The sequence below is a fragment of the Bacillus sp. GbtcB14 genome (genome assembly GCF_019091205.1).
Lineage (GTDB): Bacteria > Bacillota > Bacilli > Bacillales > Bacillaceae_G > Bacillus_A > Bacillus_A cereus_AG.
The window spans coordinates 35,724-56,635 of the sequence record NZ_JAGXJT010000006.1 but is presented as its reverse complement, the minus strand read 5'-3'; the positions used below and the strand labels follow the sequence as shown (position 1 = coordinate 56,635).

The window sequence follows — 20,912 nt, the reverse complement described above, 5'->3', positions numbered from 1 at the left end:
TAAAAAATTACAACATGAAAGAAAAGTATAAAATAATATCTACACCTTTCTTTCATGTAAAATATTATTGGTTTATTATACTTAAATGATCCACCAGTTCCAGCAGTTAAAACAACCGAAACATCCAGCGCAGCCTACACAACGTCCACCACAACCTCCACATCTTCCGCCGCCACATCCACCACAGCGTCCACCACAACCTCCGCACCCGCCACAACGACGCGCATCGTCTTGAATGTAATAGTATGGATATTGATTTTGTTGCAGTTGATCCCAATACACAACATTACCAGATTGATAATCATTAAGATTTAATGATTGTAGTTCATGTTGAAACTCATTCATTACGAAACCCTCCATTTATAAAAATAAATTCCGTCCAAATGTTACAGTTTATATATTTTTGCAAACAAAGTAGAAATAAGACTATAGACTAAATGCGTACATCAACAAAATATGAACTTACACTAGGTGATGTACCTTGTTTTTTAGCCTATTTTCTTCCTTTCCTTTCGGTGGACGTATTTACAATTGATAGAGGCGTTTAAAAATTGCTAATCCAACAGTTTACTAGTTCTTCACTTAATTTTCTTTCTAGTAATTCTTTAACTGAAGGCACTGGCATAATTTTATACGTATTTAAAACTTCTTGATTGTAATCTATCCAATGAAACGCTAAATGAGATTCTTTAGATTTTGGTATGAAATCAATATGTAACTCCTGCGAATCTACTTCAAAAATGTGATTGATTTCATAATGAAGAACTTCTCGGTCTTGCCACTGATTTTCTATAACTCCTAAAAATTGTTGTATACTACAATTTACTCCAAGTTCTTCTCTTAACTCTCTTATTAATGCATTCTCTGCTGATTCCCCAATTTCAACATGGCCACCAGGTAAAAAATAATGATGCCCAATGTACTCAGCAATTAATAATTTTTCATCTTTTATCACGACGGCTCGTACAATATGATGGAATTTACTTTTCAATTGATATTCCTCCCAGGTATTCAATTTATATTTGCTCAAAATAGCCATTTAATATCGGTATAATATAAATCATAGGTGTTTCATACGGGTGAATTTTATTAATAACTTCCAGAGCATTTTTTACAAGTACTCGTTCACACTTTATTTCTACTTTACATTCTTGACCTTTGCATATTTGACCAATTTTCCCGTTAAAAGGTGATGCACCGTTTAATGGTCTCCAGTATCCTTTCACAGAACTATAAGATAGACAATGATCATATTCTCCCGTTTTACAAGCGCCAATTTTATTTAGCGCATCCCTTAATATTTCAATGTATTCTTCAGGGATAAATACTTCAATTTTCACTTCAGTAAATTGCATAATTCATTTCACACCTTTACTACATGATAGTTAAACGAATAAACGATATACTTCCTCACTATCATAATCGTGTCCCAATGATTGAAAACCGTAACGTTCATATAGTTTCTTTGCAGAGATATTATCTTTATGTACGGTTAATCTAATTTCTTTACACTCCTTAAACGTATTTTTTATTAAATATATACTTTCTTGTAATGCTGCTTTTCCATAACCGTTTCCTTGCTGCTTTTGATCGATAATAAATCCATTTATCCAATACATATCACTTGTTTCTCTTACAACAGCATGCATAATAAAACCAACCATTAGATTGCCGTCGTATATCGCAAATGGTATGTACTCCACATTGTCACCATCTGGTTTTATATACACCTTAGCAAGTGAAATCGCGACAGCTGGAACAAATTTCCTTTGATTTTCTTTAACTTGTAACTTTAATGCATCTTCCCAATTCTCTCTCGAAACAACCTTTAACTGGACATTCAATATTGTAAGCTCCTTTATAAATAGGATATATTTTCATATTCAACGTAGTGAAATAATTCCCTGTTTCGACAGCAACTTATAGCATAGTTTTAATAAAATCTTGAGTAAATTTTTCTTCATCTATTTCTAAAGCAATACAAGCTCCTTCTGATATAGAACTAGGTCGAAAATCAGCAAATGTTTGTCCTTTCGTATCTCCGAATGTATCTACATTCACTGTACGATGCACAAATTTAAAAAAACTTGGATTTACTAATCCACTTATAGCAACCACATCATGAAGCAAAGGTCCTTCGATTGATGGATTAAGTTTTTGGTATGCAGAAAAATAGTAATCATACATTGGTTTCATTATCGTATGGAATGGATTCTTTGAATTAGTTTGGATATAGTTAAAGACATTTGGTGTTAACACTGCTTTGTTTGTTACATTTAAAGGAAATATCAATAAATTTTTTGCTTGCTGAAAAACAATTTTACTTGCTATAGGATCTCCATATACATTTGCCTCCGCTAATGGCGTAACGTTTCCTACTTCTAAAAAGACACCACCCATAAAATATATTCCTTTTACATTTAGCATTAAATCTTTCCATAAATTAAAAGCAATCGCTAACGAGGTCGATCTTCCTACATCGACAATTGTCAAATCCTTTCCGTACTTTACAAGAATCGAAGCAATACTACCAAAATTGTATATCGGGATAGACAATACACTTTCGGGCACATGAATAGGCCCTAATCCTTCTGGTCCATGAATTTCAGGATAGTATGTTGTAATTTTTTCTGTAAGTGGTTTTGTTGCACCGCTAATCACAGGAATATCTTGTCTATTTGCTAACTGTAAAATATACGCTGCATTATGCGCAGCATGTATATGTTCAACATTTCCATATCCAGTTACAATACCGACAATTTCAATTTCAGGATGTAGTAAACCATACATAATGGCAAACGAGTCATCAATACCTGGGTCTCCGAAAAATAGTACTTTTTCCAAAGAATTTCTCCTTCCATATAGAAAATAGCAGATGATAATTATGTATATGTAAAAAAATAATTAAACTATACAATTTTATATGAACATTACTAGTAAACATTGTATAAATAAAAAGAACTAACATTATGTGAGTTCTTCCTCTAATAAGCAATCTAATTAACAGTGCAATTAAATCTTTTGCAAATACTAACCAAACTACCTTGCTGTATTACAGTATTTTTCACTTTCAATTTCTTTTTTAAAAGTGAAATGCGCGATTAAAACACCAAGTATAGTAATTCCCCCTCCAATTATCGAAACAAAAGTTGGCACTTCACCTAACCATATCCAAGCAATAAAGCATGCAGTTACTGGTGTTAAATATAAGGAACTTGTCGCCTCCGCAGCACCAGCATGAGATATGATATAAGCTAATGCGATATATGGGAGTACTGTTGGAAATAAACCTAAATATATAACACTCATATTCACTTCAAGAGGGGCTGCAAGTATTTCTGTATACATTCCCGGTAAGAAAACAAGCATACATACAGTACTAGATAAAATTGTATATATGGTAAATGGCAAGAAGCCGTACTTTTTTAAGTAAGAAGTTTGAAAAACGAAAAATAGACTTTCTGAAACGGCTGCTACTAATATAAATAATCCTCCACTATTCAATTGAATAGCATCTCCTTGACTGAATGATATGAAAGAAATTCCTATAAAACTAATTACACCACCGATCCAACCATTTAATTTCATTTTTTCATTCAAAAAAACAGATGCAAAAATAGCCGTTACTATAGGTGTGACTGAAACAATTAAACTGGCAGATCCAGCATTGACTGTTTTTTCGCCATAGTTTAATGCAATATGATAAAAAGTAAATCCTAAAGCACCAAATATAAAAATTACTGGGATATCCTTTAAATCCGGTAGCCGTAACTTGTAAATAAAAGAAAACAACAGAAGTATAAATGAAGCAAGTAATAAACGTAGTAAAGTAAGATGCTCAGGTGTATACGATTCGAGCCCCATACGAATTGCCGGAAAAGCGGTTCCCCATATTAGAATCGTAAAAGCGTGAGCACATATGATGCGTAAATCCCATTTTTTATTATGCATGTTATCTCTCCCTCCCTAATAAACCAACCACTTTCAAATTACCAATTATTTCTTTTCATCATATTTAATAGTTGATACAATGTCTTCAACCAGTTATTTATCGTAAAAACCAACCACTTGGCATTTTTAAAGTGAACGAGGGAGTTTTTTTATGACAACGAATAAAAAACTGCCCAAATATCGGCAGATAGTAGACTATATGAAAGAAAAAATTGAAAATGGAGAATGGCCTATTGGAAGTAAGATTCCTAGTCAACGGCAGCTAGCCAAATTATTTCATGTAAATCGAAGTACTGTAATAACTGCGCTAGATGAACTTATGGCAGATGGATTGATTCAAGGGAAAATTGGAGCAGGAACAATTGTAACGAATAATACATGGTCATTATTAGCGACGAATCCCCCGCCTGATTGGAGTGAGTATGTAAAGGCTGGTATTCATAAACCAAGCAAATTAATGGTACGAGAAATCAATGAAGCAGAAGCAAATAAAAAACTTATCCATCTTAGTAAAGGTGAACTTGCGCCTCAACTTTTCCCACTAGAAACTATGCAGTCCATTATGAAAAACGTATGTGAGGATTTAGAGTATTTTGGATACGAAGAACAAAAAGGTTTTTTACCGTTACGTGAAGCAATAAGTAACTACGTAAAATCATTTGGAATACATACATCAGCCAGTTCTATATTAATCGTCTCTGGTGCATTACAAGCACTCCAATTAATATCAATTGGTCTATTGCATAGAGAATCAACCGTTTTACTTGAACAGCCTTCTTATTTATATTCACTTCATGTATTTCAATCAGCAAATATAAATCTATCTGGTATATCCATGGATCATCACGGGATTTTACCTAACGAATTATTAAAACGCATTAAATACAGTCAAAAGAAAAATATTTTATATTCTATCCCTTGTTTTCAAAATCCAACAGGGATATTACTGTCTCAAGAACGAAGAAAAGAAATATTAAAAATATGTGAAAAGGAACAGTTACCTATTATTGAAGATGATATTTACCGCGAGTTATGGATTGATAAACAACCTCCAGCTCCTTTAAAGTCGATAGATAAACATGGACATGTATTATATGTTGGTAGTCTCTCTAAAACACTTACTCCTGGACTTAGAATTGGATGGATTATTGGACCAGAACCTGTAATTGATAGATTGTCAGATATAAAAATGCAAACAGACTATGGATCGAGTTCGTTATCCCAGAGAGTTGCTGCTGAATGGATAAATAAAGGTTTTTATGAAGAGCATGTTGCAAACGTAAGAATTCAATTAAAAGAACGAAGACAAATCATGATACAAGCTTTAAATCAGTATTGCGCAGATATTGCCACTTGGGATATTCCTAACGGCGGATTCTTTATATGGCTAAAGCTTGTACCTAGCATTCCGATGAAGAAATTATTTTCAGAGGCACTTTCAAAAGGAATTCTTTTAAACCCAGGACGTATTTATGAAGAAGAATCAGATCGACACATTCGATTATCATATGGATATGCTTCTCCAGAACAAATCACTACTGGGGTTAAATTGTTGAGTGAATTAATCCGTAAGTTAATGACATAACAAAAACTCCTCATTTTTTATAGAGGAGTTTTTGTGTATCGCATTTACCACAATCTCATTTCCTGCCCTAACAAAATAAGTTCGTCATAAGGATCTCCGTCCATATTTAATACTTGAGCAAAAGCAGGTTCTGTTTTTAAACCGTTCTCTTTTAAGCGAAGAATTTCTTCCCTTATATGGGGGTGCTGCATTAATAACATGTGCTCTACGATCATATGTCTATATGCATTTTGGTTACGTACTGGCTTAGGCTGAGCAAATAATTCAAATTCAAAACCTTCAAATTCAAATTTTACTTTTATCGTTTCGGTATTTTTAATTTTTTTCTTTTTTATATTGAATCCTTCATAAGAGCCATATAAAGATCTCATTTCCTGTTCAAAAACATTAAAGTTATGTACTTCCATTACTATATCTAAGTCAGATTGAAGAGTATCAATTCTAATAGGAATTGTCCCGCAAAGAACCGGACTATACAAAGCTAAATCCTCCATAATGTTTAGTTTATTCAAAACATCATATACTTTTTGTTGCTTCTCATTCCCAGATTGTAAATATGTAATAGATGTAAACATGGTAGTCTCTCCTTCATTTCACGTAATACGTGACTCACAAAATTCAAGAAAAATTTGTCCGTTTAAATTTGTTCTAGAAATACCTTTAATTCAATATATTAAGGCGAATAAACAATATGTTTCAACTTTTCTCCTATACTGCAATACTATAAAAATAAAAAAGGAGGAATTATTATGAGCATTTTCAACGTTCTTTTAACCATCCACATATTATTTGGAACAATATGCTTAATCACCGGTATTGTAGCAATGATTGCTCAAAAAAAGAAAGGAAAACATACGGAATGGGGCGAAATATATCATGCATCCTATGTTGTGATCACCCTTACTGCAATTATATTATCCATTATTAACTGGGATAAAATCGCATATTTATTTTATGTAGCAATTTTATCTTATGCATTTGCGATTTATGGCTACCTGGCACGAAAAAAACGTTGGAAAAATTGGCTCCATCATCATATTAGAGGTATGTTAGGTTCTTATATAGGTGCGGTAACCGCACTTTTAGTAAACGTCGGTATTCATATCCCCTTAATTAATTTACTGCCACCTATATGGTTTTGGTTTTTGCCTACATTAATCGGTATTCCTCTCGTAGCCAGTGTATCAAAAAAATATAAAAAGCGTAGTTAAAATTCATTACAATTTGGTTACTTTCTGATGATTATTACGAAAAATCATACTCAATGTAATATTTTATTAATAAATTCAAAATCGAATTGCTTTAAGTTAGTCACTTAGAGCTAAATAAAAAGAATCCAATAAAAATATTGGATTCTTTTTCGGATTTCATTTCAATATCGGCTCTATGTATTCAATGATGTTACCATTTGGATCACGAACTATCTTTGTATTCTTATGGGTACTTGTTTTATTGGTTCAGTGATAATTATACCATTATAGTTTAAGATTGTAATAACGAATGTAAACGATCCGGATAATTCGTAAACATCCCGTCAACGCCCCATAAAAGTAACTTTTTCATATCTTTTTCATTATCTACAGTAAATGGATGAACTTCTAATCCGTGTTTCTTTATTCTCTTTACATAAGCTGAATCAATATATTTATAGTTCATCCCAAGACCGATGCAGTATGTTTTATACTTTTTTATCTCTAATTCAGTTAATTGAACTGCCTTTTTGTAAGGTAGTAATTGTACTAGAGGTATATTAACATCTAAACTATGAATTTTTTGCAGACTTTCTTCACTAAATGATTGAATAATAACGTTATCACTTATTTCGTAGTGCTTTATAATTTCTAATAGCTTTTCTTCCATACCGGGATATTCATCTGGCGATTTTGTTTCAATGTAATAATTAGCATTATGCCCGAACGTTTCAATAATTTCTTCTAGTGTTGGAACGTTAACATCTTCAAATTCTTTCTTTGCTAAATTTGGATGCTTTTCATTGAAAAAAGAACCTGCATTTAGTTGCTTTATTTCTTCTAATGTATGTTCCTTAACTAGCCCCGTACCATTTGTAGTGCGATTTACTGTTTCATCATGCATAGCTACTAAATGTCCGTCTTTTGTCATTTGAAGATCAATTTCTATATAATCTCCTTTTAATTGTTGTCCTAATGTATAAGCTGGTAATGTATGTTCTGGCGCATACGCAGAAGCGCCTCTATGTGCAATGTTTTTTATATGATTGGATTGATTAATAGCTTTCGTGTACTTAAGTTCATTTACTTTATGAAAAACGAAAGTACCTATTACGATAAAAGTGCAAATGATTGTAACGATATATATCTTTTTCATAATGATGTATTAACTCCTACATGAAAGTAGTTTAATTTGGATGATTCATTCAATTAAATGTCGATTTTCATAAACAGACATTTGTCCAACAGATTGGAAACCAGCCTTTTTATAAATATTAATCCCATCAGGTGAAGCCTGTAATACGCATTGAGCAACTTTCAATTCTTTTGCTTCTTGCAGCAAGTAATTAAACATAGTCGAGCCAAATCCTTTTCCTCTCATTTCTTCTTTAGTTGCTATATCATAAATACCAATACTTTCTTTTGTACATACTAGTGAACCAACCGATACAACTTCACCTTTATAAAGTCCTATGTACAATTTCATATTTTCACTATTCCATAAGTCGAAAGAAGCAGTTTGATAGTAGAATGCTTGTACATGTCTACCTTCCTCTGATGTACCAAATAGATTAGCTAATGTTTCCCCAAACTTTTTAATTTGTCCTGACGAAGATGCTTTTTGTATCGTAAAACCTTCTGGCATGTTTATTGTTGGATGAATTGTTTTTAAGTCTGCTACCATCGCGATATTTTGTTCTGCTTCTTTTAAGCCAAGTTTTATTAATTCGCTTTTTATAGTCTGCTCATGCCTATCATTCCAAAACCAAACACTCATTGGAAGTTTCTTTTGATTATAGTTGTTTACCACTTTATATAGTTTCTCAATGCCTTCCGTTAAATCATTGTTTAGTAAAGTAGTGATATTAAATGTATCTGCAGGTAAACCACAGTCGATAGCAATATAGTCCTTCGTTTCTTTTACATGCATTCCATGTAACTGCCGCGCAATATATGACGTTTTATATGTAAAATTATCTATTAGTAACTGTTTATAACTCATTCATTTTGCTCCTTTCATAAAAATTCGTATTCGATTCCTTCAATATTAAATATAACATATAAGAAATGTACCTATTTCTATAAAAATAGCTCTATACATCACTCTTTTTGCCCTAATAGAATTAAAAATGATATAACGTTGTCGGAATGAAAAAAGTGGTATATAATAAATATTAACATTACTAGTAATTATTTTAGGTATTCCTAGAATAAAGGAGCGATACATATGAAAATTACTATTTATTTCGGAAGTCATGAAGATCAAGATGTTCGTACTATGGACTGTCATTTAGATGTAGAAGATACAGAAGAGATTGTTTCTGTATCATAATATAAATTGTACGGATGAATCCTCTTCCCTACAGCGTTTAAGACACCTTTTACAGGTGTCTTTTTTGTTGTTTTTTCGTCAAAAACCCTTTACTTTAGAGCGTTTTAATAGTAAAATATAAATACACGAACAAACGTTCTTTTTTTATTTTAATTGTACATGAAGGGATGATTTTTACAATGGCTCAAGCAAAGCGCAGAGGAAGAAAAAAGCAAACACCTATCATTTCAAATACAGGCTTTATCGGCTCTGTCTTTATTGATACATTGGAGTTACAAAAGAAATCCTATTATTTCGCTCGTAAAAAACTTCAAATTGTTCATCATGTACTTGATGGCCTCTCTGGAGCAACAAGTTCTCTATTTAAAGAACATAACATTTCAGCATACATGTCATGTGTGTATTTACCTAAACAAAAGAAAATCGGCTTTGTTCTTTCAACGAAACCATTTGAACAAAGTGACGGTGTTGCTTACTTTATAAATTATTTAATCGAAAAGAATTTTTACGGTAACGAAGAAGTAGAATATCAAGAAGTATTTAATACAGGTTTTATCGGTGTAGTATTCGCTGATTTATGTAGCATAGATCGCTTTAATTTCGAGTTTGAAATGGGTATGTTAACGAAATTAATGAAAGATATGATTATTCCGGTTAAAGAACTCTTTTTACGCCACAATGTACCGGCCTACATCTCCACTTCTCATTTAGAGGAACAAAATAAATTAGGTTTCGTTCTATCTGTAAAACCATATGATGAACGTGCAGAAGCAGATTTATATTTTGAGGCGTATTTAAAAGAACGCGGTTTATTTATCGGTGATGAAGAAGATGATATTGATAAGATTGTTATTAGAAAAACAGCTGAAATACGATAAAAAAGCGCAGGATGTGGATCCTGCGCTTTTTATAATTTATGAAACTGATTTACCAAATAAACGGTATTAGTTTTTTTGTTTTCCGTTTATACAATGTAAATTGTTCTCCGTACTTGTTTTGTAAGTAATCATCAGATTTTGGAATATAATTAAAAACAAATACTAAAAATAGGCCTAGCGGGATAAATAAACTATACATATTACTAGAGATTAACGCTAAACCTAACACCCAAACACAATCCCCGAGGTAATTAATATGAATCGCATATTTAAATAACCCCCCTGTGTACAGCTTACCTTGATTTATAGGGTCGTCTTTAAAAGGTTTTCTAAGTAATTCCGAAACTGTGTTTAACATACTTCCTCCTAAAAACAATATCCAGCCTATGATAAGTAATGTTAAGTTTGGATCCTGATTACTAGTAATCATTAAGATTGGAAAACCTAAATAATATATTCCAAAAGCAATACTGTTCATAATGGCTTCTTGCCATGCAATACCTCTAGGCAACCATATAAACATCATAGCTGTTAATCGTAAAGCGGTAATAATTAAAGCGATAAAAAGCCCTATTGAAATACCTGGTTTGAAATAAATAATGAAAAGTAAATAATATGCAATGAATAAGTATATAATCTCAGCAACTACAATTAAAATCTTTTCTTTTATCGTTGGCCGGTTTATACCATACATTGTTATACGCCCCTTCCTTTACTCATTTTATAGGAAAATATACTTCTATGAGATTATTCTCCTCTGATGTGCTATAAGGATTCGTTTTATAAACTTCAAACGGAGCGCCATTCAGTTTATAGTTATTTTCTTTAACCCAAACATGTAGCTTTGTATGAATAGAAGGCAATTCATTGTAAGATCCATTAAGCATAGCCATTGCGCAAAGGCCGGGATGAAACACTTTTGTTTTATTTGTGGCCTCGGCAAGAGGAATCGCAATTTCTACATCATAATTTTCAGGTGTATATTCCGAACTATGGAATATAGCAAGTGGTTTTGCAATAGGCGATAAATTTTCAAATAAAATTTTACTAAACAACCCATTAAAGTGTGTTAGGAAATCCGCGATATTTATTCGTTTTCGCTGAGATACTATATGATAGGTTAAGTGATTTACAAGATTAATCTCAATATGATTTAAGTAATCCATAATACTTTCCTCTTCATCTAATTGTTGAATATCAAACTTTAAATTTTTTAATAAAGAAGAATAAAATGTAATCTGTTGTGTTAGTATTTCTTGTTTGGCTTTCATTTTAGAATTAAGCAACTCAGTATTCTCCCAATTTGCTAAAATATCCTTAATTTCTTCCAGCGAAAATAAATAAGTTTTCAAGCGTGTAATCAATAAAGCTTTTTCTAATTGGGAAATATTATAGTAGCGATAGCCATTCTTAGCATCTATGAAATCAGGTTTTAAAAGCTCAATTTCATCATAGTAGCGCAGCGTCTTCATTGTAAGATGCGATATTTTTGAGAACTCCCCAATTGAAAGCATACCACTCACCTCCTCTTATTAATTATTTTAAATATACTGCTTCCTGTAAGTGGAAGGTCAATCCATAAAGCTAAATTTTCTTATTATATTTAGCCCCCTAAAGCGAATATGTAATCTCTTCAACATTGTCCATAGGAAATCAGTCCATTTTTTCATTTTATAGTATTTGCTTTTCTTAGCTTGCAAGATGTAGCAGTATCTATTCTATAAATAATCTAAGAATCTACTAAGCACTATAATCTTTCGAATGGACTTCTAATATGAAACGATTTGATGAAACTTTAATTACTATTAAATATAAGATTCCACCTACAATTGGAATGATGTAAGCTGGGATATAATTTAATAATAGACCTGATATTGCGAGTGCTATTGGTTGCATCATTTTCCCTAAGCTTAATCCAATACTAAGCACTCTTCCCCTATATTCATCAGGAATCTCTTTTTGCATAAAATAAATTAAAGGAATATCAATCAGCGCTATAATAAGCCCTAAAAAGATCATAACAACACAATACGTAATAACGAATACAAAATCATTCACTTCAATACTTTTGAATAACACTGGAATCCCTGAAAGAATCATAATAACTGACAACATAGTACTTAGCTTTTTCAAAAGATAGGAGTAAGAAAAACAATCAGTTATCTTTTTTACTACAATTGCACCAAGTATCATCCCTACTGGAAAAGTCCCTTGAATGATACCAAATTGCTTAGAACTTAGATTGAGTACTGTGTTAATAATGTATGGCAATGGAACCGTTACAGCAAATCCTAAGAAGAAATTAAACGAAATTAAAATATGAAACGTATTCTTTAAGCTTTCCTTTTCAAGTAAGTAAGAAAACCCCTCTTTTATATCTTTAATAAAATTAACTCCTCTTTTTGAAATTTCCTCATTTATAGTGTATTCGAACAGTTTAAATTGAATAAATAGTAATGCTATCCCTGAAAGAATAAATGAAATACCGTTTATAATTATAAAAGTTTTAATATCAAATACTGAAAAAACGATACCACCTAACATGGGGCCAAGAATTAGAGATACAGAATCGATAATTTTACTTAAAGAATTAATACTCATAAGCCTCTCTTTAGAGACGATATTTGGTTTTGCGGCTTCTAATCCAATTCCAAAAAAGGTTGTAAATACCGTTATAAGAAATGTTGTAGTATAAATAATGAATAAGTTTAATCCATAATAGTTGCTTAATATATAAACAGTTATTAATAAGCATCCACTTAGTAAATCCATACAAACAACCAGTTTCTTTTTATCAACCTTATCAGCAATGACACCAGCAAATGGATTCATAACAATCATTGGAATCGTTCCTAATATGAGCGTAATCGCGAAATTCAACGCAGACCCAGTTATTTGTAAAACATATAATCCTAATGCGAAACTATACATAGAGCTACCGAATATTGATACTGTTTTTGCAATTGAATATAAACAAATATTTCTTAGTTCTTGGTTTCTTTTTTTATTTTCTATATGTAATCGTAAACTTTCCATCACTTTTCCCCCTGCCTAATTTTGTGTTACGTACATTGTAAGTTCTTGGGTCAACCCAATAGCAATATGTACTATTTGAAAAGTTTTAAGGGAAAATAAATAAAAGATGGGGTTAACCCCATCTTTTTCCGAAAAATGAATATGTATAAATTTCTTCTCCTTGAACAAAGAAATCCTCGTACTTTCCTCCTCGTTTCAAATAAATTGAAGTACTTTCATCAATGGATTGAAACTGTAGATTTTGGATTTCTTTCGTTACTTTTGAAAGTGTAAAATTTGCTCGAAAGTTATTTGTAATTTGGCTATTTGAGCTGAAATTTTTAAATAAAATAAATAAACTTAATAAATAACAATCCGTTTTAAAAAGCGGATTTAATTCTTGAAGTAAAAAATTCTCATGCTCAAAACTATAATTGCTCGTACCAGAATGATCAATTACAATATCAACTGATTGATTCTGAATAGGGATATTCAAAAAATCAGCACAGATAAAGAGAATGTTTCTTTTCGGATTTCTTCTCGCTAATACATCTTTTAAAAATAAAAGTTTATTTAAATCTCGATCCACTGCAATATATAGGCAATCTTCGGGTAGTTCTTCATAAATGTTTCTCAAAAAGAACCCAAGTCCCGATCCTATATCCAGTATTAATTTATTATTTAAATTTAAATGTATTAGTTTTTTTTTCGCCCATTGTCCTTCTCTATGCATATTTTCCAAATACGCATTATCAGTTTCATGAATATAATCCGAAATAGTATCTTCAAGTGACGTTCGCTCATTTGCTTTAAATGATTTACCCGCAGTTATAATTCCCGAAGTAATAATATATTCTTCACCGCAATTACAAATTAGCTTCCCTTCAGTAATTTGATTGTTAGTAATAATTCCATCTTGAAGTATTAGTTTTTTGCTACACTTAGAACATGTAAGTAACTGAAGTACGCTTAAATCTATCCCTATAATTGAATTTGAAGTTTCATTTGTTAATAATAAATCTTGTAACACTTCCTTTAATTTATCACGTCTCTTCTCCAAAAGCTCTATTTCCTGTTCCATCTTGTCATATTTCAATTTAAATAAAGATTGGTAAAAATTCTCATTTTCGTAATTCATAGATTTCGCTAAATTTTTATAAAAAAATAGTTCTTTAATTTCATTCAAGCTAAATCCTAGATCTTTGTAATGTAATATAAGTTCTAAATCTGTTTGACAATACTCATCAAAAAAATAATGCCCTCCCTTTCTTTCAGGAATAAGGAGGCCGAGATCCATATAATGTCTAATTGTATCAATACTTATGTTATTTACTTCTCCAAACTTACCAATTTTCATAATATCCCTACCATTTGTATATATTTTTATATAGATTTCTATTTTCATCTTAAAAAATCCTTTTATCTCTCTATACAACAGAATTTAAGGCATGTATAAGATATTTCAATGCCACATATTTTATAAGTGTATAATCTTTTATTTAATAAAATATACATGTAAACGGATATTATCACCTCTCCTCTATTTAACCAGTGGAGCAGGACTACTGTTCTGATGACGCTTTTATTTCTATTTCTGTATGTGATGAATTACACCAACTTGCTTGAGAAAGTTAAAGAGTCTCATTTCCAAATACCTTACGAGTTATTGCTAAAAATGTGGATTCTGTAGAACGAATCGGTAGAAACCAAGCAGGAAATTTAATTGATTTATATGTTTGGGTGAGTTAAAAAATTGCTAACAACTCTTTTAAATGCATGGAATATACAGGGATTTATAACTTAATATAGAACATAAAACAGGAGAAGTTCATCTTGTAAATAAGGGGACTTACTTATGGAATTAGAATCAAATGTTAAAGCAATCGTTTTATTAGAAAAGTTAATTGGCACTGGTAACAACAGTAAGGGGGTGGATTAGAAAATGAGAATTGCAATAGTCTGTTTTGATAACTTTACTGATATAGATGTTTTTCTACCATGGGATTTATTAAATCGTGTTCGTTTAGTTGGCGGTATTTCTGATTGGAATGTTCAACTATTAGGAACGAAAAAAACACATATATCCATGTCTGGCTTACGTATTCCCATGACGGGATGTATATCTGATATTCCGTCTGCTAACGCTGTAATATTTGCAAGTGGTAAGGGAGTCCAAGATTTATATAAAAATCAAGAGTATCTTAATAGCATTCATGTAGATCCTCAAAGACAATTAATAGGATCTATGTGTTCTGGTTCATTACTACTAGGAGCTAAAAAGTTGTTAACTGGTAAAAAAGCAACTACATATCCATCCGTTGTAGAACAGCTTAAAGAATTTGATGTAGACGTTATTGAACAAAGTTTCGTAAACGAAGGAAATATTTCGACTGCTGCGGGTTGTTTTGCTGCTCAAGATCTCTCAGCTTGGATTATAAGAACCCTAATTAATGAAGCAATGGTTGATACTGTGCTAGAAACTGTCCAGCCAGTAGGTAAAGGTTTATATTTTTAATTTTAAATCAAGTCGAGGGATTGATTGCTCCTCAAAACGATAAAATGAGCTTTTTGCTTGATGGCGACGTGATATGCCTCCAATTTCAATTTAATTACATAAAAAACCCGCGAATCATTCACGGGTTTTCCTCTTAATAACTAATTGCTATTGTACCTTCACCTGCATGAACCGCAAATGAAATTGGTAATGGATATAATTTGAAATCCATTTCAGGGAATGCTTGTCTAATATCTGAAATCCATTCTTCAGCTCCATCTTTATCGTTAGCATGGAACATATGAAGTACTTTTGGTAATTCTTTTTCAAGCTCATTTTTAATGTATTCTCGACATTTTTGGATTTTGCGAACTTTCTTTTCAAGTAAAAGCTCTCCAGCTTTTACTTCTAATATTAAGTTGACACTTAATAAACTTCCAAGTAAAAATTGAACTCCTTTTACACGCCCACTTGCATATAGACCTTTTAAACTTTTTGGGAATACATAATAAGGTCTTCTTTTTTCATCTACTAATGTTTTGTGTATATCTTGTAAAGTCATACCATCATTGTATAACGATTTCGCTTTTCTAATTAATTCATCCATTGGATAACTTGTTGTTTCACTATCCAATACCGTTAATGGGAAACCTGCCATTTCTGCAGCTAACTTCATGTTTTGATAAGTTCCACTTACTTTTCCGCTAATAGCAACTGCAAATCCCTCTTCATATTCTTCTTTGCATTTCGAAAATAACTCTACCATTTCCCCTATGTTAGGCTGTGATGTAGTGACAGTTTTACCTTCGTTCAACGCATTATAGACGCGCTCACGCACACCTTCTTCACAATCTTTGTACGACACACCATCAATAATAACTTCAATCGGGATAACAAAGTTATCTCCTTCTGTTGTAAAACTCGCAGTTGTACTATCAGTAATCCAAGCAACACGCTTCATGTTGTTCCTCCCTTAATTCAATTCCTCTTTTCTGACTTTTCTATATATTTATGTTACGAAAAGAGAATATCCCTGTAATAGTAACAGGACTTTATAGTTTTGGCTATAGTAGATAGATAATAAATGTGACTATTTCTTGTCTTTTTCACAAATTAAAAAGAAAATCAAGGAATTTGCTCGATTTTCTTTTATCATACAATTATTTAAAAGTTTCATTATCTAAAATTACAACATAATCATTCGTCAATCGCCCGGCTTCTTTCGTATAACTAACAAGTCTTTGTATGTTATCACAGCTAAGTTTTGCTCCCCATACGAGTAATGGTACACCGATAAAGTCGATGTGGAACCTTCTAGAAAACAGTCCACCAAAAGTCATAGGTAAAGGGACTGTTGGTGATGTATTAGAAAAAATAATCTTTTCATTACTGTGATAATGTTTTTGCAAAATCTCTCCTAAATGCTTCATCGCAGGTACAACGACTTTGGATGCCCCACATCCAATTGTGTATACAGGATTCTCATATTCATCTTGACCATGGAAAATAATCTTTCCCATATCCTCTGTTTTCAATTTATTAAAGTAATCTACATTTAATATTTCTTCTTTCGTTAACTTACGATCCGTTGGCAATTTATTTAAATGATAAGCTGCAGCGAGCGAAGTTGAATGTGTTCCGCCGAAATCTGTGTAAATGAATATCATATTATCATCCCTTGTTGTAAAAGTTCAATGTTATTTAGTATTACCGTTCACTGTATTGATAAACAAGGGATGTATATTTTATCCTTTTTGAGTTAATTCATTATATTTTTTCCAAATGTAATAACGTCTACTAATCACGGTACCTAATGTGATACATAAAAAGGCATTCGTTACAAACATTAATGTCTGGTGCGTACTACCTGAAAACATACTTTGCTTAATTACGATTTTCGCAACTAAAACAACAAGAAGAATCAATGTACTTAACCAGTTTCCTCTTCGTAATACATGACCTGTTTCACTATCTAATCGAAATTCCAGAGCTTTTCCCCGTATAATTCCAAGACATAAGCCGATTCCAAGCATTATAACTAACAATAGTCCTTGCAGCAAAGTTATTTGCCCCATATGAATAAGGGACTGACCTGTTACAAAACACAATAAAGCTGGAACAAGCCAAATGCGATTTACTTTTACTTTTCGTTCTTTACTTTGCATTAAAACAATAATAAGAATAACAAGTACAATGTCCATTTAAAGTCCTCCTATATAGTTGTTTACCTTTTAAAATTATATTTGCTTCTTTTCATTTCATAATTGAAATACGATAGCTACTTTCAATTGTATGATGTGGAATGTGATTTCCCATCAGTCTTAAGAATTATTTTTAAAAATAAAAAGACGTACTTTTTACTCGTACGTCTTTAGTACCTTTATTTTATAAATAAAGGTACTTTAGTTAGCTAAAATACTTTTCAAAACAAAAACAATCATGAACTCGTTTAAATTGATTTCTTATCTCTTCTTTATTTTCACCTGTATAATGAGCAAATGTTTGAACTGGAAATAGCTGATTTATATTACTTTTCATTACACCTTTGATCTCGTCTGTATGATCGGAGTATACGTGTAAATATGAATCTTCGTTTACAAATCCGTTCTTTTCATACCATCCATGTACCCATAGGTTGTCCCTAGTCCATGCTTCAAATCGATTTAGGTTAAGTTCTTTCGCTAACTGCTCTGCCTCATTTAATAGTTGATTAGCAATCTTCATTCTACGGAAATCCGGATGAACTGCAATATGCCAAATCATACCGCCAAGACCAGTTCCTCTTGAACAAACTGTACGTTCTTCTAATTCATATTCGATATCTATTAAACCCACAATTTGATTTTCATATACAGCTACTAATTCAATAGCAGGATGTTCATATTTTTCCTTTTCTCTAAATACGTTATCGTAATATGCTGTATCTAAAAAAGATAACACACGACAACGAAGCCATCCTGTTTCATCCGATTTTTTATACGCTCTAATTTCTATATCCATATAATTAAAAAGCTCCTTCTATTTCTGTCATTAATTTTTCAGGTCCTGCTCCTTTATTTGATGGAATAACTAATGTAATTCCTAAGTCTGGATATACGGCCGAACGAAAACTGACGCCAGGATCATATCCCATTACATGAAATTTAAATATCTTGTTTTCTCTTGTTTCAATCCATATTCCATAGCCGTAAGATTGATTATTATTTACTTGGATATGAGGAGTTAAAAGTATTTTTGTATATTCTCGGCTTATGATTTCATAGTTAAATAACGCTTCCCAAAACTTCAGCATGTCTGGCGCAGTAATAAAAGCTCCACCATCAGAACCACCTTTTATCGGAATAGAGTAAGCATTTGTTCTCCAAGTCTGGCTAATTTCATCTTGTATATATCCGAGAGCTGTGTGTCTTGGTAATCTATCTAAAGAGAAATAGCCAGAATCATTCATATCGATTGGTTTAAATATGTTTTTTTCTATATACTCCGTAAATTTAAGCCCTGTCTGTTCTTCGATTATTAATCCAATTATGATAAACCCTGCATTGTTGTAGTGAAACTTACTTCCTGGTGCAAACTTCATATCTCTGTCTTGAAATAGTGGTAAAAAGTCTTTTAAACTTTTTAAAAGATACATAGGAGTTTCTTTCCAAAGCTCCTCAAAGTTATCCATAATACTTTCATCAAAATAATCCGGAATACCCGAACTATGTGTCAGAAGATGATGTATTGTAATATCTTCATTAAAATTTGGAAATTTAATACTTAAACAATCTTTTAACTTTGTATGAAAAGTAATTACACCTTTTTCAACAAGTTGACAGATACCGATGGCAGTGAATATTTTACAACCGGAGGCAATTCCGAACTTTGTTTGTAGCATATTGTTTATACATTCATTTCGATTTGCGTAACCAAACGCCTCTTCATAGGCTATGCCTTTTTCTTCTTTCACTAAAATTACCCCAGAGAAATCTATATGCCGCTGCATTTCTTTTACAATACTGTCTATTCGATCTTTTGTTTTCATTACAAAAACCACCCTCGTTTATCAATATTGTTCACCCTTCGTATATTTCCATATATAGGAGGGTGAACCCTCCTATTGAATACCGTAAATCAAAACCAAGAGAACTATTTTGAATTAATTGACTCAGAGGAATGCACCTTAAAATATGAGGGCAATAAAGTAAATACACACAATATGATAGTTACAAGTAGCATTACCAATGACCCTACGATAACGACAAGTTGTATAGAAATAAATTGAGTGGCAACTCCGAATAGAATCGTAATTAAAATGGTGATGCCCGCAATCACAAGCCCATATATACTCCCAATCCGTCCCATGATATGGACAGGGACATTATTTTGATAAAAGGTGTTAAATCCTGTATTTGCATACGCCATAGAGAAAGATAAAATAAAGAATCCGATAGCAGCCATTAAAAACTCATTTGAAAAAGCATAAATTAAATAACCGATTGCAATAAATAATGATCCTATTCCAATTAAAAGTGAAGGTGCTAATTTTTTTGATAAAATTGTATTTGTTATGGCTCCTAAAATAAACCCAGCTCCAGCGATACTAACTAAAAAGCCATATTCACTATCTGTTAACAATAAAACTTCTTTCGCAAATGACAATTCAAGTGAATCATTTGCGGCAACTAACACCATCATCCCTTGGAATAAGAAGTACACAAAAACGATATACAAAGATTTTTTACTGAAATTTAAAACTATGGTCCAATCTTTTTTTAGTACAGCTAAAGATAACTTGTCATTGGCTGTATGAATATCGGATTTTTTATCAAGATTAGGTAACAATAATGTAATTACTCCTGATAAGAGAAATGCTATAGCGTTCATATATATAGCAAACTCTGGTGTACTTGCTATTAACAATACTCCCGCTATCGCTGGACCAATTAAAAATGCACCAGATCCTATTAAACTACGTAATGAGTTAAAACGTTGTCTTTGCTCTACTGGTACTAATTTCGTCATATACGTCATAGTAGTTGGCTCATAAATCGCACTGGCCATACTTATAAAGAATACGAATACATAAACAATCCAAAGTGATGGAAGTAAAGGTAAAATAGCGATAAATACCGCACGATATATATCAAGGTGAATCATTAACTTCCGTTTATTTAAACGATCAATCATACTTCCTGACCAAGCGTTTGTAAATAAGGTGGCTAATGGTTTAATTACATATAAAGTAGCAACAGCTAAGGCTGAGCCCCCCATATTATAGACGAGTACATTCAATGCTATTAAGTAAATCCACGCCCCTAAATTCGCAATACCAACGCCAGACAGTAGTAATAAAGGATATTTCCAATCTTTAAGTAAGTTTTTCATTTTAGGCCCCGCTTTCCAAATTGTTTTAAAACAATAAAAAAATCCCACCCCCAAGACTTTTAGTCTTAGGGACGAGATTTATCATCGCGGTGCCACC

General features: G+C 32.0%; 23 protein-coding genes and 1 other annotated feature (1 of these 24 only partly in view). Of the genes, 4 read left to right on the top strand and 19 right to left on the bottom strand.

Features of this window, described 5'->3' with window-relative positions; all coding sequences use genetic code 11:
• Positions 1-81: 81 nt before the first annotated feature.
• The 6 genes from KVT31_RS18525 to KVT31_RS18500 all read right to left on the bottom strand — a co-directional run bounded on the left by KVT31_RS18525 (position 82) and on the right by KVT31_RS18500 (position 3,951).
• Complete coding sequence (locus tag KVT31_RS18525; RefSeq protein WP_098342109.1) at positions 82-345, bottom strand: heterocycloanthracin/sonorensin family bacteriocin; 264 nt, start codon at positions 343-345, stop codon at positions 82-84.
• Positions 346-544: 199 nt separating this feature from the next.
• Positions 545-991, bottom strand: a complete 447-nt coding sequence (locus KVT31_RS18520; RefSeq protein ID WP_088096527.1) for an NUDIX domain-containing protein — start codon at positions 989-991, stop codon at positions 545-547.
• A 25-nt stretch (positions 992-1,016) separates the two neighbouring features.
• On the bottom strand, positions 1,017-1,355 hold the full coding sequence (gene cutA / locus KVT31_RS18515) for a divalent cation tolerance protein CutA (RefSeq protein ID WP_088096526.1): 339 nt from the start codon (positions 1,353-1,355) through the stop codon (positions 1,017-1,019).
• A 30-nt stretch (positions 1,356-1,385) separates the two neighbouring features.
• The gene (locus KVT31_RS18510; protein WP_088096525.1) at positions 1,386-1,844 is read right to left on the bottom strand and encodes a GNAT family N-acetyltransferase; all 459 of its coding nucleotides are present in this window, start codon (positions 1,842-1,844) and stop codon (positions 1,386-1,388) included.
• Positions 1,845-1,920: 76 nt separating this feature from the next.
• Positions 1,921-2,844: a nucleoside hydrolase gene (locus tag KVT31_RS18505; RefSeq protein ID WP_088096524.1), complete on the bottom strand. Its 924-nt coding sequence runs from the start codon at positions 2,842-2,844 to the stop codon at positions 1,921-1,923.
• A gap of 195 nt (positions 2,845-3,039) precedes the next feature.
• Positions 3,040-3,951: a DMT family transporter gene (locus KVT31_RS18500; protein WP_088096523.1), complete on the bottom strand. Its 912-nt coding sequence runs from the start codon at positions 3,949-3,951 to the stop codon at positions 3,040-3,042.
• Between the two features lie 151 nt (positions 3,952-4,102).
• Here KVT31_RS18500 and norG point away from each other — a divergent pair, with 151 nt between their 5' ends.
• Complete coding sequence (gene norG, locus KVT31_RS18495; protein WP_088096522.1) at positions 4,103-5,536, top strand: efflux pump transcription regulator NorG; 1,434 nt, start codon at positions 4,103-4,105, stop codon at positions 5,534-5,536.
• A 44-nt stretch (positions 5,537-5,580) separates the two neighbouring features.
• On the opposite strand, the gene KVT31_RS18490 is transcribed toward norG, so the two are convergent.
• Positions 5,581-6,111 carry a DUF4269 domain-containing protein gene (locus KVT31_RS18490; RefSeq protein WP_088096521.1) on the bottom strand — a complete coding sequence of 177 codons (531 nt, stop codon included), beginning with the start codon at positions 6,109-6,111 and terminating at the stop codon, positions 5,581-5,583.
• Positions 6,112-6,285: 174 nt separating this feature from the next.
• On the opposite strand from KVT31_RS18490, the gene KVT31_RS18485 reads away from it, so the two are divergent.
• A complete protein-coding gene (locus tag KVT31_RS18485; protein WP_088096520.1) occupies positions 6,286-6,747 on the top strand; it encodes a DUF2306 domain-containing protein in 462 nt (153 codons plus the stop codon).
• A gap of 271 nt (positions 6,748-7,018) precedes the next feature.
• Here KVT31_RS18485 and KVT31_RS18480 read toward each other — a convergent pair whose 3' ends face one another.
• Together KVT31_RS18480 and KVT31_RS18475 are read right to left on the bottom strand one after the other, a co-directional pair.
• Positions 7,019-7,882, bottom strand: coding sequence for a glycerophosphodiester phosphodiesterase (locus tag KVT31_RS18480; RefSeq protein ID WP_088096519.1), 864 nt, complete (start codon positions 7,880-7,882; stop codon positions 7,019-7,021).
• 45 nt (positions 7,883-7,927) lie between these two features.
• Entirely contained in the window at positions 7,928-8,728 is an 801-nt protein-coding gene (locus tag KVT31_RS18475) for a GNAT family N-acetyltransferase (protein ID WP_088096518.1), read from the bottom strand.
• Positions 8,729-9,237: 509 nt separating this feature from the next.
• Between KVT31_RS18475 and KVT31_RS18470 the strand changes: the two genes are divergently transcribed.
• A complete protein-coding gene (locus KVT31_RS18470) occupies positions 9,238-9,936 on the top strand; it encodes a hypothetical protein (protein WP_088096517.1) in 699 nt (232 codons plus the stop codon).
• Between the two features lie 49 nt (positions 9,937-9,985).
• Here the strand turns inward: KVT31_RS18470 and KVT31_RS18465 are convergent, their stop codons facing one another.
• From KVT31_RS18465 to KVT31_RS18450, 4 genes are all read right to left on the bottom strand, one after another.
• Positions 9,986-10,630 carry a methyltransferase family protein gene (locus KVT31_RS18465; protein ID WP_088096516.1) on the bottom strand — a complete coding sequence of 215 codons (645 nt, stop codon included), beginning with the start codon at positions 10,628-10,630 and terminating at the stop codon, positions 9,986-9,988.
• Positions 10,631-10,652: 22 nt separating this feature from the next.
• On the bottom strand, positions 10,653-11,450 hold the full coding sequence (locus KVT31_RS18460; protein ID WP_088096515.1) for a MerR family transcriptional regulator: 798 nt from the start codon (positions 11,448-11,450) through the stop codon (positions 10,653-10,655).
• Positions 11,451-11,676: 226 nt separating this feature from the next.
• Positions 11,677-12,972 (bottom strand): MFS transporter, encoded by a 1,296-nt coding sequence (locus KVT31_RS18455; RefSeq protein ID WP_088096514.1) that lies wholly within the window; start codon positions 12,970-12,972, stop codon positions 11,677-11,679.
• Positions 12,973-13,084: 112 nt separating this feature from the next.
• On the bottom strand, positions 13,085-14,308 hold the full coding sequence (locus KVT31_RS18450; RefSeq protein ID WP_088096570.1) for a methyltransferase domain-containing protein: 1,224 nt from the start codon (positions 14,306-14,308) through the stop codon (positions 13,085-13,087).
• A gap of 585 nt (positions 14,309-14,893) precedes the next feature.
• Between KVT31_RS18450 and KVT31_RS18445 the strand changes: the two genes are divergently transcribed.
• Positions 14,894-15,466 (top strand): DJ-1/PfpI family protein, encoded by a 573-nt coding sequence (locus tag KVT31_RS18445; RefSeq protein ID WP_088096513.1) that lies wholly within the window; start codon positions 14,894-14,896, stop codon positions 15,464-15,466.
• A gap of 133 nt (positions 15,467-15,599) precedes the next feature.
• On the opposite strand, the gene KVT31_RS18440 is transcribed toward KVT31_RS18445, so the two are convergent.
• The 6 genes from KVT31_RS18440 to KVT31_RS18415 form a co-directional block, all read right to left on the bottom strand.
• Positions 15,600-16,406 carry a DegV family protein gene (locus KVT31_RS18440; protein ID WP_088096512.1) on the bottom strand — a complete coding sequence of 269 codons (807 nt, stop codon included), beginning with the start codon at positions 16,404-16,406 and terminating at the stop codon, positions 15,600-15,602.
• Positions 16,407-16,605: 199 nt separating this feature from the next.
• Positions 16,606-17,112, bottom strand: coding sequence for a DUF3189 family protein (locus KVT31_RS18435; RefSeq protein WP_088096511.1), 507 nt, complete (start codon positions 17,110-17,112; stop codon positions 16,606-16,608).
• 78 nt (positions 17,113-17,190) lie between these two features.
• Entirely contained in the window at positions 17,191-17,646 is a 456-nt protein-coding gene (locus KVT31_RS18430) for a CcdC protein domain-containing protein (protein WP_088096510.1), read from the bottom strand.
• A 205-nt stretch (positions 17,647-17,851) separates the two neighbouring features.
• Complete coding sequence (locus KVT31_RS18425; protein ID WP_088096509.1) at positions 17,852-18,445, bottom strand: GNAT family N-acetyltransferase; 594 nt, start codon at positions 18,443-18,445, stop codon at positions 17,852-17,854.
• A gap of 4 nt (positions 18,446-18,449) precedes the next feature.
• Positions 18,450-19,472 carry a serine hydrolase domain-containing protein gene (locus tag KVT31_RS18420; RefSeq protein ID WP_088096508.1) on the bottom strand — a complete coding sequence of 341 codons (1,023 nt, stop codon included), beginning with the start codon at positions 19,470-19,472 and terminating at the stop codon, positions 18,450-18,452.
• Between the two features lie 104 nt (positions 19,473-19,576).
• On the bottom strand, positions 19,577-20,815 hold the full coding sequence (locus tag KVT31_RS18415) for an MFS transporter (RefSeq protein ID WP_088096507.1): 1,239 nt from the start codon (positions 20,813-20,815) through the stop codon (positions 19,577-19,579).
• Between the two features lie 64 nt (positions 20,816-20,879).
• Positions 20,880-20,912, bottom strand: a binding site (T-box leader) (it continues 226 nt past the right edge of the window).

Bases quoted from the DNA above. Each gene is read 5' to 3' on its own strand.
- KVT31_RS18525 (WP_098342109.1), bottom strand. From the start codon at position 345: ATGAATGAGTTTCAACATGAACTACAATCATTAAATCTTAATGATTAT.
- cutA (WP_088096526.1), bottom strand. From the start codon at position 1,355: ATGCAATTTACTGAAGTGAAAATTGAAGTATTTATCCCTGAAGAATAC.
- KVT31_RS18500 (WP_088096523.1), bottom strand. From the start codon at position 3,951: ATGCATAATAAAAAATGGGATTTACGCATCATATGTGCTCACGCTTTT.
- norG (WP_088096522.1), top strand. From the start codon at position 4,103: ATGACAACGAATAAAAAACTGCCCAAATATCGGCAGATAGTAGACTAT.
- KVT31_RS18490 (WP_088096521.1), bottom strand. From the start codon at position 6,111: ATGTTTACATCTATTACATATTTACAATCTGGGAATGAGAAGCAACAA.
- KVT31_RS18485 (WP_088096520.1), top strand. From the start codon at position 6,286: ATGAGCATTTTCAACGTTCTTTTAACCATCCACATATTATTTGGAACA.
- KVT31_RS18480 (WP_088096519.1), bottom strand. From the start codon at position 7,882: ATGAAAAAGATATATATCGTTACAATCATTTGCACTTTTATCGTAATA.
- KVT31_RS18475 (WP_088096518.1), bottom strand. From the start codon at position 8,728: ATGAGTTATAAACAGTTACTAATAGATAATTTTACATATAAAACGTCA.
- KVT31_RS18470 (WP_088096517.1), top strand. From the start codon at position 9,238: ATGGCTCAAGCAAAGCGCAGAGGAAGAAAAAAGCAAACACCTATCATT.
- KVT31_RS18465 (WP_088096516.1), bottom strand. From the start codon at position 10,630: ATGTATGGTATAAACCGGCCAACGATAAAAGAAAAGATTTTAATTGTA.
- KVT31_RS18460 (WP_088096515.1), bottom strand. From the start codon at position 11,450: ATGCTTTCAATTGGGGAGTTCTCAAAAATATCGCATCTTACAATGAAG.
- KVT31_RS18455 (WP_088096514.1), bottom strand. From the start codon at position 12,972: ATGGAAAGTTTACGATTACATATAGAAAATAAAAAAAGAAACCAAGAA.
- KVT31_RS18450 (WP_088096570.1), bottom strand. From the start codon at position 14,308: ATGAAAATTGGTAAGTTTGGAGAAGTAAATAACATAAGTATTGATACA.
- KVT31_RS18445 (WP_088096513.1), top strand. From the start codon at position 14,894: ATGAGAATTGCAATAGTCTGTTTTGATAACTTTACTGATATAGATGTT.
- KVT31_RS18440 (WP_088096512.1), bottom strand. From the start codon at position 16,406: ATGAAGCGTGTTGCTTGGATTACTGATAGTACAACTGCGAGTTTTACA.
- KVT31_RS18435 (WP_088096511.1), bottom strand. From the start codon at position 17,112: ATGATATTCATTTACACAGATTTCGGCGGAACACATTCAACTTCGCTC.
- KVT31_RS18430 (WP_088096510.1), bottom strand. From the start codon at position 17,646: ATGGACATTGTACTTGTTATTCTTATTATTGTTTTAATGCAAAGTAAA.
- KVT31_RS18425 (WP_088096509.1), bottom strand. From the start codon at position 18,445: ATGGATATAGAAATTAGAGCGTATAAAAAATCGGATGAAACAGGATGG.
- KVT31_RS18420 (WP_088096508.1), bottom strand. From the start codon at position 19,472: ATGAAAACAAAAGATCGAATAGACAGTATTGTAAAAGAAATGCAGCGG.
- KVT31_RS18415 (WP_088096507.1), bottom strand. From the start codon at position 20,815: ATGAAAAACTTACTTAAAGATTGGAAATATCCTTTATTACTACTGTCT.